This is a genomic window from Flavobacterium zhoui, from assembly GCF_042787235.1.
Taxonomy (GTDB): domain Bacteria; phylum Bacteroidota; class Bacteroidia; order Flavobacteriales; family Flavobacteriaceae; genus Flavobacterium; species Flavobacterium zhoui.
Genome location: NZ_JBHZPY010000007.1, coordinates 59,985 through 74,238 on the forward strand (window position 1 = coordinate 59,985; position 14,254 = coordinate 74,238).

A 14,254-nucleotide genomic window follows, 5' to 3' on the forward strand; every position below is an offset into this window, starting at 1 on the left:
TTATTTTAAATCAAAAATCTGCACTCTTAAATCCTTATCCTTTATCAGACAGTCTCAAAATATCTCCAAAAACCCCTCTCGCCGTTACTGCTGATCCTGCTCCAGCTCCTTGAATGACAATCGGTCTGTCTCCATATGATTCTGTGTAAATTTCGAAGAACGAATCTGAACCTTTCAATCCTCCCAATGCCGTATCAGATGGAACCGAAACTAATTTTACTTCAAGATTTCCTTTGTCATTTTGTAAATCACCCGATAATTCACCAATGTATCTCAAAACGTGATTTGGTTTTTGTTCTTTTTTTATTTTATCATAAATAGGATCAAACTCTTTTAGTTTAGTCAAAAATTCCGAAGCGCTTCCTTCACGCAAATGTTCTGGAATTAAATTCTCAATTTCGATTTCTTCAAATTCATTTTGCAAATCCAATTCCCTTGCTAAAATTAATAATTTTCTACCTACATCGTTGCCACATAAATCCTCGCGAGGATCAGGTTCCGTGTATCCGTTATCAATTGCCTCTTGCAAAACCTGACTAAATGGAAGATCATTAGCAGAAAAATTATTAAACAAATAACTCAACGTTCCGGAAAAAACACCTTTTATTTTGGTGATATTTTCACCAGAAAGATGCAATAATTTAATCGTATCAATCAATGGCAAACCAGCTCCAACATTGGTTTCATAAAGATAACTCTTTTGATTGTCAGCCAATACTTTCCGCAACTCTTTATAAAAACTATAACTTAACGTATTGGCTACTTTATTCGAAGAAATTAAATCGAAACTGTTTTCAGCCAATTTAACATAATTTTCAACAAACGCTGCACTTGCTGTGTTATCGATTGCAATTAAATTTTCTAGGTGATTTTCATTAGCAAAGGCAATAACATCATCAATCGTATAAGAAAAACCATTATTTTGTATCTCGTTTTTCCAGTTTGGAGTCACTCCGTTTTTATTCAACAATACATTTTTTGAATTGGCGATAGCAAAAACATTCAATTTAATGTCCTTTCTTTTTTCGATAGCAGCGGCCGATTCCAGTATTTGGTTAATCAAAGTTCCACCAACTAATCCATGTCCAAAAATGGCAATATTAATTTTCTTTGAAACTCCAAAAATCTCCCCGTGAATAACGTTTAACGCTTTATGAAGTTGCGATTTTTTGACAACTAAACTTACGTTTTTCCCCGTTACCGTATTATTGAAAAGAATAGGCACAATCTTGTTCTTGATTAGAGCGGTATATGGCTTGTGAAAAGTGCTTAAATCCTGTCCAATGATAGAAATCACCGAAACATTATCAGTAACTGAAATTTTGTTGACGTCTTTAGAATAGAAATCATTTTCGAATTCTTTTTCCAGTTCTATCATTGCTTTTGTAGCCTGATCTGCGGCAACTACAAGGCCAATTCCTCTTTCTGAAGAGCCTTGTGAAATGATACTAACGCTAATATCATTATCTCCCATTACTCTAAAAATACGAGCATCAACACCAGTTTTTCCCAGCAAACCTCTTCCTTCCAGGTTTACTAAAGACACATTTTCCAAAACGGAAAGCGTTTTAATTCCTTCCTCATTAGAGTTTGACGTGATTAAAGTTCCTTTATTTTCGTGATTGAATGTGTTTAAAATTCGAAGAGGAATATTTTTTTCCAATAATGGAATTATCGTTTTCGCATGAAGAATGGTTGCTCCAAAATTAGCCAACTCATTCGCTTCATTGAAAGTCAAATGGTCAATTTTTTTGGCATCCAAAACTAAATCAGGGTTTGCTGTGTATATCCCATCAACATGCGTATAATTCTGAAGCTCCTCGGCATTTAAATAATTAGCAATCAAAGAAGCCGTATAATTGCTGCCATTTCTGCCTAATGTCGTAGTGTCATTTTTACTGTTTGATCCAATAAATCCAGTAACAATATTGACTGTGTTCCCAATATTTTGCTTGAAATAATTGATTACATTTTTCTTCGAAATTTGTTCCAAAGGTTGTGCGTCTCCAAATTTAGAATCGGTTTTTATCAATTCTCTGGAATCGGTAAAACGAGCATTTATACCATTTTTAACTAAAATGGCAGTAAGTAATTTAGCCGAAAGCAATTCTCCTTTCGAAAGCACTAAATCTTTAATTTTATTGCTATAATCCCCAATCAAACTTACACCTTCAAAAAGTTTTTCCAACACTTTGAATTCTTCTGTTAAATCGACATCGCTATATTCGGCTTGTTGGTATTTTTTAAAATCTTCGAAAACCGGTTTATAATTTCCATTTTGTGATGCAATTTTCAAAATGTTTTCCAACTCGTCAGTTGCGTTCCCACGAGCAGATACAACGATAGCAATTTCTTCTCCTTGATTAACTTTATCAGTAATAATAGCAACCACCTTGTTTAATCCCTCTCCATTCGATAAAGATTTACCTCCAAATTTTAATATTTTCATTGTGTTGTGTTTTTTGGCTTAGAATATATTCTGAAGCAAATTGTCTAATTGTTTGAATTCTATCAAAAAAGCATCATGACCATGAATGGAAACTATTTCGTGATAGGAAACATTATTTTTATATTTTTTTATTTCTTGATAGGTAGATTTATTCTCATCTGCAGTAAAAAATAAATCAGAATTGATTCCGATGATATGAATATCAGCATCAATTTTGGATGTAATTTCTTCGAATGATCCTCTATTTCTGGTGATATCTATTGTTTTGAGCAATTGATTCATCATTTTATAAGAGGAAAGTTGGAATCGTTTTTGGAGTTTCTCACCGTGATGACACAACCAACTTTCTATATTAAAAATGGCCAATTCCTCATTAACAGTTCTCTGAAATTTTGACTTGAATGATTCTGGAGTACGGTAGCACAACATGGCATGAATCCGGGCATCTTCAATAGGCTTTGAAGAATTGTTTAGAATTTGTTCCTGCAAAAAGCAATTGGCTATCAACCAATCCGTCGATTTCCAATCCGTTGCAATAGGAATTAAATGTTTTGTGATTTTTGGTTCCAAAGCTGCTATTTCCCAAGCAATTCCGCCACCGACTGAACCTCCAATAATAGCATACAGCTTTTTGATTTCAAGAAATTTAATTCCTTCAACAAATGATTTTGCAATATCTCTCGCATTGAAATCCAAATAGTTTTCTATTCTAGTTTCGTCATAGCCATTGCCTGGTACATTAAAAGCTAATACCGTATATTTAGTGATGTCAATTGTTTTATTTTCACCGATTAAATCATTCCACCAACCGTTTTTTCCAATAACTTGGGAATTTCCGGTTAAAGCATGATTTACTAGAACGATTGGCGCCGTATTTAATTCTGGCCCAAAAACTTGAAAACTCAAGTTTAGAACAGAATAAAACACGCCACTTTCGGTGGTGAAATTTTGTAAGGTAATATGGTTTGGTTTATTTTCCAATTTCAAATCTTTTATGATTTTTGATTTGTGTCTGGAAATATTAGAAAGAAAAAACTAGAGTAAACCAGTTAAATTCTTGTTGTTATCTTTCCACGTTTGGCGTGGTAGAATGCAGCACCTTCTTCGATAAATCGAAGGGTTGCTAAGGCTTCATTGGGTCTAATCCCTCGTCCTTTCTTTATAACATTTCAATACGTTTGTGAACTTAAAGGAGCAAATTAACTACAAATTTTTTAAAGAAACAAATTTTTTAAAGAATTGATTGTTATTATTTAGCAACCTCTCGCTTTATATAAGCACAAAAACGCATCCATTTTATTGAATGGTGCTTTTCGGTTTTTCAAGGGAATTCTAAATTTTAAGAAAGTCGTTTTTTACCATGTAAAATCCTGATTTTAAATATGCATAATTAACGAAAGATTGCCTTTAAATTAGATAAAAAGCACCTCGTTATCTTGAGAATACATTAAAGCCAATAAAGAGGTAGAATCTTTTTCCCCAAACACACCTTTAGTTTTCATTTCAAACCTAGTATGCATTAATTCATTCTCCGCTTGAATCTCTTTTACTTTTCTTGCCTTGAATTTAAAATTCGGCAATGACGAAATTGTTTTTGATGTTCTCATGATAATTATTTTTAGTTGTTGTTTTAGTATTAATTAAATTCGCAAAATCCCAGTTAAAAAGAACTGGTATTCCACACAATCAATTTCATTGCCAATAATATTAAATCTAAAAAATAAATGCCAAATAAGGTATTCGTTGGCGATTTAGTGAAAAACTATTTTTCCAAAATAGCGCACCAATAATTTGATGCTTTAGTTTTCACTACAAGTTGAAAAACAGTGTTTAATTATTTTTCATATTAATTTTAATTACTCGTTTGATTTGCTTTTTGGTTAAGCATTTCTTGGCATACGCTCTAGTGATTCGATTTTGTAAATCTTCCCATTTAACAAGCATATAAGGATACAGAGATAATGAGATTTCATCTCCATTTTGTGAATTCTTGTAATGTTTTTTATATTCCTTGATATAATTGTTATAATCATCCAGATATTTGTCCCATTTGTTAGTATGGATCTTGCCTCTTTTTTTCATTGTATTTTCCAATACAAAAACGTTTTCACTTGCTTTCATAATTAAATTATTTTAATTAAAAATTATTTTAATAATAAACAGTTGGGGCAATACCACTTCTCTAACACAATTTGATAAGCTGAAAATGTGGTGTAATTCTGTAGGTTGTAATTTTATAACATGAAGCTTTTTAAACAAAATCAATCTTGAAAAATAATTATTCTCTAGATTGTTACTTTTAGGGTTTAACAAATTTAACAAAATAAATAGCTTGGAATAAAACATATCCGACCAACTAACACTATATCAGATATAAAGCATTTTTTTAAGAATATATTTCAGAAAAAAGTCATAAAAAGAAAAATAACGGCTATTTCTAAACAAAACACAAAGCAATTAGTCAACAAAATCGCATTAATCCAATTCAATTGTTAATGCTAAAAAGATTAAAATTTGATTTTCAGCGATGATAAATAGTTGCTAAATATTTCTATTCCTAATTATAGGAAAACTGCCTTTGGCTTAACAATAAACCAAAGACAGTTTAACTTCCAAAAGATAAATTTTTATACCAATTGTGATTTTTTTATATTTTCAAAAACAGTTTTCAAATCTCCTTTCAAATCTTCTATATCTTCTAAACCAACAGAAAGTCGGATTAAATCTTTAGAAACACCTGTCGCAATTTGCTCCTCGTCAGACAATTGCTGATGTGTAGTACTTGCCGGATGGATAATCAGTGATTTAGTGTCACCGATGTTAGCCAAAAGCGAGAATAATTTAGTTTCATCCGCCACTTTTTTGGCAGCTTCAAATCCTCCTTTTAGACCAAAGGTAACTACTCCACTTTGTCCTTTTGGCAAATATTCCTGCCCTAAAAGATAATATTTACTCGATTTCAATCCCGGATAATTTACCCATGCCACTTCTTCCTGGCTTTCCAGCCATTGCGCTAAAGCGAAAGCATTTTCGCTGTGTCTTTGAATACGAATAGGCAATGTTTCTAATCCTTGAATAATCTGGAACGCATTGAACGGACTCAAAGCAGCGCCATAATCTCGTAAACCCTCAATACGAACTTTGGCAATGAAAGCGGCATTTCCAAGAGCTTCATGATACACTAATCCGTGATAACCGGCGGAAGGTTCAGTGAATTCCGGGAATTTCCCATTAGTCCAATCAAAATTTCCTGCATCAATAATAACACCTCCCAGAGAAGTTCCGTTACCCGTTATGTATTTCGTCAACGAGTGAATGACAATATCTGCTCCGTATTGAATAGGATTTAATAAATAAGGAGACGCAACCGTATTATCAACAATAAAAGGCACTTTAGATGCTTTGGCTTCAGCCGAAATCGCTTTCAAATTCAGCACATCTAATTTTGGGTTTCCCAAAGATTCTACAAAAAATGCTCTGGTATTTTCTTGCACAGCATTTTTAAAATTAGATGGATTAGATGGATCTACAAATGTGGTGGTAATCCCTAGCCTTGGCAAAGTAACTTTTAATAAATTATACGTTCCACCATACAGACTGTTGGAAGCCACAATATGATCCCCTGCTTTTAAAAGTACCAATAATGTTGTAGCAATTGCAGCGGTTCCTGATGCAGTGACTACCGCTCCAATACCGCATTCTAAAGTAGCTAGTCGCTGCTCAAGAATGTCATTTGTTGGATTATTCAATCTCGTATAGATAAATCCGGGTTCAGCAAGACCAAAAAGGTTTGCGGCATGTTCTGAGTTATTGAAAACATAAGAACTGGTTTGATAAATAGGAACAGCTCTGGTTCCTGCGTTTTTTGCTACGTCGTGTCCCGCGTGTAGTGCGTTTGTTGCAAATTTTTGTGTGCTCATGATGTTTAGATTTTAATATTAGTATTATTTATTTTGTATTTTTCATTTCTTGCGTAAAAAAAAAGTCCTTATGGATGACTTACCAAAAGGACTTATAGTTTGAACTATAACAAAGATTCTATCCTTCACTTTCGGCAACAGTTAATTGGGATGCACATACGCATCATACAACACATCATCATTTTATTTACTACCGTTTTAATCATTATAGTGTGTTTTATAGGTTTGACAAAATTGAATTATATCTTTTTATTTCTTCAGATGTTGAAATGACATTAAATAAAAAAACCTCTGCGGTTAGCAGAGGTCTTGATTATATATTTTAAAATTTAAAACTATACAATAGTGCACTCTGCGGAAAGTTCCGGCATCATGCAACACATATTAATAGCAACTAATTTCATTTTTTCTTGTTTGATGAGACAAAATTGCAAATTATTTTTGAATCTGCCAAAGAAAAAGTAATTTATTTCCCAAACTCTATAGGGCAACTAGGATATGTTAAATTAACTTTATTTAAATTAAAAAAAACAAAAGATTAATTTGCAATTCAAAATGGTTTCATACATTTGCACTCGAATACAAGAGGAAAAATTTGAACTGATTGCAACCTCTTCATAATGAAACGAATTCATTATGGATGCTGAAAAATTTTCAGTAGAAAAAATGCTAAAGCAGAAACTCTCCTTTAGTACTATTTCCAGCAATTATTTTCCTCCCTTTAATTTTAAATTTATATTTATTATGGCATATTTATTTACGTCAGAATCTGTGAGTGAAGGACATCCAGACAAAATTGCAGATCAAATTTCAGACGCATTAATTGATAATTTCTTAGCATTTGATTCAGAATCAAAAGTAGCTTGTGAAACTTTAGTAACTACCGGACAAGTAATTTTAGCTGGTGAAGTTAAATCTAACACTTATTTAGATGTCCAACAAATCGCCCGCGATGTAATCAAAAAAATTGGTTACACAAAAAGCGAATATATGTTTGAAGCCAATTCATGTGGTATTCTATCTGCTATTCACGAACAATCTGCTGATATCAATCAAGGTGTTGACAGAAAAAATCCTGAAGAGCAAGGTGCCGGAGATCAAGGAATGATGTTTGGTTATGCAACTAATGAAACAGAAAATTACATGCCATTGGCACTTGATTTATCTCATAAATTACTGCAGGAATTAGCTATTTTAAGACGTGAAAATAACGAAATTACGTATTTACGTCCTGATGCTAAATCTCAAGTTACATTAGAATATAGCGATGACAACAAGCCAACTCGTATTGATGCTATTGTAATCTCAACTCAACACGATGATTTTGACGAAGAAGCTGTTATGCTTGCTAAAATCAAAAAAGACATTGTTGAAATTTTGATTCCAAGGATTATTGCAAAAAACCCAAAACAAGCGCATTTATTCAATGATGCAATTCAGTACCATATCAATCCAACAGGGAAATTCGTAATTGGTGGACCTCATGGTGATACTGGACTTACGGGAAGAAAAATCATTGTGGATACTTACGGTGGAAAAGGAGCTCACGGTGGTGGTGCATTCTCTGGAAAAGATCCAAGTAAGGTAGACAGAAGCGCAGCTTATGCAACACGTCATATCGCTAAAAATTTAGTTGCAGCAGGTGTTGCTGAAGAAATTTTAGTGCAAGTTTCTTATGCAATTGGTGTTGCAAAACCAATGGGTATCTTTATTGATACTTACGGGACATCAAAAGTAAACTTGACTAATGGTGAAATTGCCAAAAAGGTTGAAGCTATCTTTGATATGCGTCCTTACTTTATTGAGCAACGTTTGAAACTAAGAAATCCAATCTATAGCGAAACTGCAGCTTACGGTCACATGGGACGTACTCCAGAAACAGTTACTAAAACTTTCTCTGCTCCAGGTGGAAACGAAAAAACAGTTACTGTTGAATTGTTTACTTGGGAAAAATTAGATTTTGTTGACCAAGTTAAAACGGCTTTCGGATTGTAATAATTCGAAGTATTTATATATAGAAAACCGCAATTCAATTGGATTGCGGTTTTTTTTTAGCCCATCCCGAAGTCTCGGGAGGTAATGGAAATCCTTTCAGGAAAGATTGAAATGTACAGCGGGATTAGCTCCTTATAAATTATACTTTAAAGAAAAAATTATATAGCGCGGCTGCACGGTATATTGGGATGTTCTGGTGGAGAATTGAGAGAAACTATCATCATTTAAGGAAGTTGTATTCAACAAATTGGTTCCACTGACTTTGTATTCCAGCTTGCTTCCTTTCTTTTGATAAATCAAGCTCGCGCTCAAAAAATCATACGCATTATTGACTGTTTTAGCGTTGTTGTAATAATGATAAAACTCATACTCCGTCACGAAGGAAAAGCTTTCCAAGAAATAATAATCTAGTCTGGCAAAAGGTTTTTCTGTGTAAAATGTAGAATTATTGTAATCATTTTTCACGATATTATATCCAAGCTCCAGATTGGGCATATTTTTATAATTGGTAGAAGCTTTAACCGTATAGCTTTGTGTGAAACTTTCGTTTGTAGACAAAACATTGTTTTGAATATTGTTGAATTTCGACCAATTCAAATTGGTTCCCAAAGAGGCTTTGTAATTCTTCAAGAAAGAACGCCCATAAGAACCATTTCCTGACAGGGTTTCATCGGCAAAATCAGAATTGAAAGGCGATGAAGTTTGATTTACTCCGTTGAATATTGCTCGTGTTTTTATTGCTTCAACTCTTTTAGAATAGGTGGCAAAAGCGGTGATGTTTTCAAAATTAAACATGTTGTACTTGAAATAACGCAAAGAATGTACTTGAGCGGTAGCATTTTCTAAAAACCTGTTTCCTTTTGTCAAACTGTTGTAATTGGAGAAAACATACCCTTCGGCTAATTGATTTATATCGGTAAAATTATTAGCGTACGAAAAATTATAGGTTAAACTTTCTGCTTTTTTAATTTGGTAAATTGCTAAAAAGTCAGGCAATGCCCTGAAGAAACTTTGACTGTTACCGGTTCCTAATTGCTCGTTTGTCATATTATAGGAATGCAGACTCACTCCCGGAGTAAACGTAAATTTACCGCTTAATACTTTATAATGCAGACCCAAGAACGTATCATTAAAATTATAATTTACATCATTCGTATTCGCAACATTACCTAAATTATTGACAGTTTCATTATCTAAAACTTGAAAAATACTCGAGTTGAAGTTTTGATTTGAATACGTATTCCCTAATGTTACATTGATATTACTTTTTGGGGTAAGCATGTAATAATAATCCAATTTTGCGTCAAGTTTATTAGTTTTCACAAAACGGTTTTGATTAATATCGTTTCTGTTTTGACCAGAAGTATAACCCGATAAACTAAAAGGCTGCGATCGTAAATTAGCATTGTAAAAAGGGTTTTCTTCTTGGTACAAATGTTGTATTTCGAAAGCAAAAATATTTTTATCGCTTTGGGTATAATACAAACTCAAGTTTTGATTTACCGAGATTGGGTCTTGTTTTTTCAAAGTATTAATGTTCTCCGTCTGAGAAGTATTGCTTACAATAGATTCTCTAAGCAACGAATTATTTTCGTCTTGTTTGGATATTTTCGTCAAAATATCATAATCAAATTGAAACTTTGTGTTAGGTTTATAACTGGAGCTCAATTTAAACAATCCTAAATTACTTTTTTGATGTGCTACTTCCTGACGGTTTTCTGTTGACAGGATTTCGGAAGAATTGGGTTGTAAAATATTAGTTTGAGACTTAGTTTCTAAATCCGTTAGGGAAGAAGAAATAATCCCAAAACCACTTAAACTCCAAGCTTTATTCACATTGTATGAGAAATTTGTGGCTCCAAACTGGGTTTCAATATCCTTTGCCCTATTGTTTCTTAAAAGTGAAATTCCCAAATCATTAGAAGAAACATTAAAACTCGATCCTCCTTTTTGCATCATGCCTCTAAAACCTCCCGTAAATTTAAAATAATCCTGAACTGTCAATGGAAGTTCCCCTATATTATTAAAATTTGAAATAAGATTTATACTGTATTTTGGACTGTAATAAAACAATTTTGGGTTAATCAAATAACGGCTTTCTTCATGCGCAACTCCAATTCCTGCGGTCATGTCCCCAAACCAGAAATTCTTCTTTCCTGATTTTAGTTTAATATTCATAGCCACATTGTCCTGATTGTTCTCCACTCCTTTTAGAATAGAATTCTCGTTGTAGTTACGCAAAACTTGAATCTTATCGATGGCATCCGCAGGAATGTTTTTTACCCCTAATTTTGTATCCCCATCAAAAAAATCTTTTCCTTCCACCATTAGTTTCGTAACTTTTTTCCCTTCGACCTCGACTTCACCATCTGCATTTACCTCAACACCGGGAAGTTTTTTCAACAAATCTTCCAGTTTGCGTTCGGTTCCAGTTTTGAAAGAATCTCCATTGTAAACTATGGTATCGCCTTTTATAGAAACTGGCATTTCACGAACGATTTCCACACCGTCCAGCTCAATTCCTCCTTCTTCAAGGGTGACGTTTTTAATGCTATTTTCAGCAGAAGTTGTGACTTCTAGCTCTTTATTCTGCATTCCCAGATAACTAACTTTAAGAATGTAAGATGTATTTGGTTTTAAATTAAGGATATATTTGCCTTTGTCATTTGTTATGGCATAGGAGTCCATTGCTTTTGTAGATTGATTTACTGCCATGACGTTGGCCATTTCCAGACCAACAGTTTTTGAATCAGTTATGACTCCTTCCAGTTTTATAGATTGAGAAAATGAGATTGAGGTAATAAAAAATAAAGCCAGCAGTATTGATTTTTTCATTTAGGAAAAAGAGATGAAATCTTAATAATTAATTTTAAACTTAAAATAATGATTTAAAACTACCCGCCTATTCTCATGCGCATTCCGCCATTACCTCCTTGACCTTGATTCATTTCTCTGAATTCTTCCATTTTTTTTATAACCGTTTCGTCAAAGTCTTTTTGAGAAATCACTTTCCCGTTTGTTGGTGCTTTTATTTCTGCTTTTACTTTTGAGTTCAAAACTACTTTTGAGCATAGGATAACGGTTTTACCATCATTCACTTCTAAAATCAAACCGGGTAAACCCCAATAGTTTTCCGGACCTTGATTTACAGGAATTTCTGGAGTATACCAAGCGGTTATTACTATATCTTTAGGTATATTCATTTCATCCATAAAGCTCGTTTTCTTTGCAGCATCTGCAGGTTTTGCCCCTGTAGCTTCTTCTTTTTTGCCTCTAAAATTTCTAAAATCTGTTTTGCTTGCTGGTCGTACTGCAGTCGCTTTAAAACAATTGTAACCGCCTATGACTCTAGTTTCAGATTCCATTTTCCATTTTAAATTAGGCAAAGAATCTTTTACTAAAAATTCTTTCCCCATGAAATCTTTATCAACCGTATAGGATTTATCTTTTACATTTTTATAAAAAGTGTCACCACCACCCATCATGGAAGCCATCATTCGCATACCGCCGCCTTGACCTGGAGTGTCTAATTTTTCTTCTTCTTTATATATGGAAGCTGATTTATCAAAGTTAAGAATGAATGTTTTTTCGAACATTTTCTTCATTCTCTCCTCCATATTTTTTTGCATTTCCGGTGTAATATCTTTGTTGCCTTCCATTCTTGCTTTAAAATCAGCTGTACTTGTCTTTGATTCATAAATGGCCATACCTTGAAATTCCTGTGCATGAAGCCCCAGACAAGAAGCTATTGCAAATACTAAAACGAAGATTATTTTATACATGATTATTTATTTTTAATGATAAGACTATGTGTGCTCGTTAATGTTACAAATACCCTATTAAATTAACAGTTAGACATCTGTAATGATACAAGGTTTAATTGTAATTTAGCGTTCTATGAAAAAAGCTATAATTCTGTTTTTTATTACATTCTTTACTGTTGCTTTTGGACAAAACCAAAAACTGACTGCTATGAAAATTGGTTTCGTTCCTTTAGATTGCGATCAATTTTTAGAGCAAGATCCATTTGGCTATTATTATTATATTAAAGACAATGTTTTATTTAAATCTAAAGAAGGCGAGTCCTTTGAGTATAAGAATATTTCTTTAGGAAAAATCACAAAAGTTGATTTGATAAATCCGCTTACTATTGTTTTATTCTACGAGAACTTCAATACCGCTGTTTTACTAGACAATCAATTGAATGAAATCCAAAAGATCAATTTTTCTGACAATAAAATACCAATACTGGTTGGTGCAATTGGGCTTTCCTCCCAAAATCAGCTATGGATTTATAATAGTTTAACGCAGCAAATAGGTCTTTTTGATTTTTTACAAAAAGAATATAAAACAGTCTCCATCCCATTTGTGAAGAACCTAATAAAATACCAAACTGATTTCAATAACTTTAATTGGATTGATGAAGAGAATAATTGGTACATGTGTGACTTATTTGGAAAAATAATCTTCAAAGGAAAAATACCTACTTTTGATTCTGTTGAATTAATAAACGATAATAAATACCTCTTCAGTAGGGACAATATTCTTATTTATGTGGCTAGTGAGAAACAGCTAAAATTTGAAATTGAAATTTCGGAAAAAACGTTTAAAAAATTCCATTACAAAGACCAAATTTTATCTATTTTTACATCCGAGGGAATTACAAATTATAAAATCACAATACCGTAATGCACATAGCAGTAGCAGGAAACATTGGCTCAGGAAAAACAACTTTGACACGTTTATTAGCGAAACACTTCAAGTGGGAACCCCATTATGAAGACGTTGTAGACAACCCTTACTTGGATGATTTTTATCATCAAATGGAACGTTGGTCATTTAATTTACAGATTTATTTCTTGAATAGTCGTTTTCGCCAAATAATGCAAATTCGCGAAAGCGGTAAAAAAATCATACAAGACAGGACGATTTATGAGGACGCTCATATTTTTGCTCCCAACCTATATTCCATGGGTTTGATGACAAATCGCGATTTTCAGAATTATTCTTCTTTATTCGAATTAATGGAATCAACGGTTAAAGCGCCAGATTTATTAATTTATTTAAGAAGTTCGATTCCGAATTTAGTAGGACAAATTCATAAACGTGGCCGTGAGTACGAATCCACAATTTCTATTGATTACTTAAGCCGATTGAATGAGCGTTATGAAGCTTGGATTCATACGTATGACAGAGGTAAATTGCTAATTATTGATGTAGACAATATTAATTTTGTCGATAATCCTGAAGATTTGGGAACTATTTTTAATAGAATCGATGCAGAATTAAACGGATTGTTTTAGAACAAAAACAACACATACAGTAAAAAAATGCCTCACCTCAACGAGGCATTTTTTAATTTTCATATCTTTACATATCAATACGTTATCACTAACTAGATTGATGTTTCTACCCCTTAATTTATCCGACCTAAAATGCTAATCAATTGGTTTTTCTGATTACTAATTTAAATCTAAAAATCATGAGATTCACAAACTTAAAAAACACAACCATTTGTTTTTTATTGGCTATTGCGCTTATTCTTCAAAGTTGCGCTGTTTATAAAAAAACGCCTGTTACTTTAAATGAAGCGGCAACTACTGATAGAAAAGTTTTATTGGTAAAAGCCGACAATACAAAACTTAAATTTAAAAAAATTGAACAAATTGATGGCGTATATTACGGTCTCATAAAAACGAAAGGCCAAATTGAAAAAATTCCATTAACCGAAAGCGATTTAAAAACCATACGTGTTCTAGACAAAACTGCAACAACAATAGGAAATATTGCAATTGTCGTAGGTTCTTTAGGAGTTGTTTTCTTAGTTGTGGCAGCTATTGAACTTTCAAATTGGGGTGACGATTGGGGAGATTGGTCTTATTGAATATTT

11 protein-coding genes and 1 riboswitch are annotated in these 14,254 nt (G+C 32.9%); of the genes, 4 read left to right on the top strand and 7 right to left on the bottom strand.

Annotation, left to right across the window (positions count from 1 at the left end; genetic code table 11):
• Positions 1-34: 34 nt before the first annotated feature.
• From thrA to ACFX5F_RS09635, 5 genes are all read right to left on the bottom strand, one after another.
• Entirely contained in the window at positions 35-2,449 is a 2,415-nt protein-coding gene (gene thrA / locus ACFX5F_RS09615; protein ID WP_379851849.1) for a bifunctional aspartate kinase/homoserine dehydrogenase I, read from the bottom strand.
• A gap of 18 nt (positions 2,450-2,467) precedes the next feature.
• The gene (locus ACFX5F_RS09620) at positions 2,468-3,430 is read right to left on the bottom strand and encodes an alpha/beta fold hydrolase (RefSeq protein ID WP_379851850.1); all 963 of its coding nucleotides are present in this window, start codon (positions 3,428-3,430) and stop codon (positions 2,468-2,470) included.
• Between the two features lie 79 nt (positions 3,431-3,509).
• Positions 3,510-3,617, bottom strand: a riboswitch (SAM riboswitch).
• Positions 3,618-3,861: 244 nt separating this feature from the next.
• Positions 3,862-4,056, bottom strand: a complete 195-nt coding sequence (locus ACFX5F_RS09625) for a hypothetical protein (protein ID WP_379851851.1) — start codon at positions 4,054-4,056, stop codon at positions 3,862-3,864.
• Positions 4,057-4,279: 223 nt separating this feature from the next.
• Positions 4,280-4,570: a hypothetical protein gene (locus ACFX5F_RS09630; protein WP_379851852.1), complete on the bottom strand. Its 291-nt coding sequence runs from the start codon at positions 4,568-4,570 to the stop codon at positions 4,280-4,282.
• Positions 4,571-5,076: 506 nt separating this feature from the next.
• Entirely contained in the window at positions 5,077-6,369 is a 1,293-nt protein-coding gene (locus tag ACFX5F_RS09635; protein ID WP_379851853.1) for an O-acetylhomoserine aminocarboxypropyltransferase/cysteine synthase family protein, read from the bottom strand.
• A gap of 744 nt (positions 6,370-7,113) precedes the next feature.
• On the opposite strand from ACFX5F_RS09635, the gene metK reads away from it, so the two are divergent.
• Positions 7,114-8,364, top strand: coding sequence for a methionine adenosyltransferase (metK, locus tag ACFX5F_RS09640; RefSeq protein WP_073205832.1), 1,251 nt, complete (start codon positions 7,114-7,116; stop codon positions 8,362-8,364).
• A gap of 132 nt (positions 8,365-8,496) precedes the next feature.
• On the opposite strand, the gene ACFX5F_RS09645 is transcribed toward metK, so the two are convergent.
• Both ACFX5F_RS09645 and ACFX5F_RS09650 read right to left on the bottom strand, forming a co-directional pair.
• Complete coding sequence (locus ACFX5F_RS09645) at positions 8,497-11,199, bottom strand: carboxypeptidase-like regulatory domain-containing protein (protein ID WP_379851854.1); 2,703 nt, start codon at positions 11,197-11,199, stop codon at positions 8,497-8,499.
• 59 nt (positions 11,200-11,258) lie between these two features.
• On the bottom strand, positions 11,259-12,146 hold the full coding sequence (locus tag ACFX5F_RS09650) for a GLPGLI family protein (protein ID WP_379851855.1): 888 nt from the start codon (positions 12,144-12,146) through the stop codon (positions 11,259-11,261).
• A 115-nt stretch (positions 12,147-12,261) separates the two neighbouring features.
• On the opposite strand from ACFX5F_RS09650, the gene ACFX5F_RS09655 reads away from it, so the two are divergent.
• The 3 genes from ACFX5F_RS09655 (at position 12,262) to ACFX5F_RS09665 (ending at position 14,248) form a co-directional block, all read left to right on the top strand.
• Complete coding sequence (locus tag ACFX5F_RS09655; RefSeq protein ID WP_379851856.1) at positions 12,262-13,053, top strand: hypothetical protein; 792 nt, start codon at positions 12,262-12,264, stop codon at positions 13,051-13,053.
• A complete protein-coding gene (locus tag ACFX5F_RS09660; RefSeq protein WP_379851857.1) occupies positions 13,053-13,667 on the top strand; it encodes a deoxynucleoside kinase in 615 nt (204 codons plus the stop codon). The genes ACFX5F_RS09655 and ACFX5F_RS09660 overlap by 1 nt, the downstream gene beginning before the upstream one ends.
• Before the next feature lie 179 nt (positions 13,668-13,846).
• Positions 13,847-14,248 (top strand): hypothetical protein, encoded by a 402-nt coding sequence (locus tag ACFX5F_RS09665; protein WP_379851858.1) that lies wholly within the window; start codon positions 13,847-13,849, stop codon positions 14,246-14,248.
• The last annotated feature ends 6 nt before the right edge of the window (positions 14,249-14,254 follow it).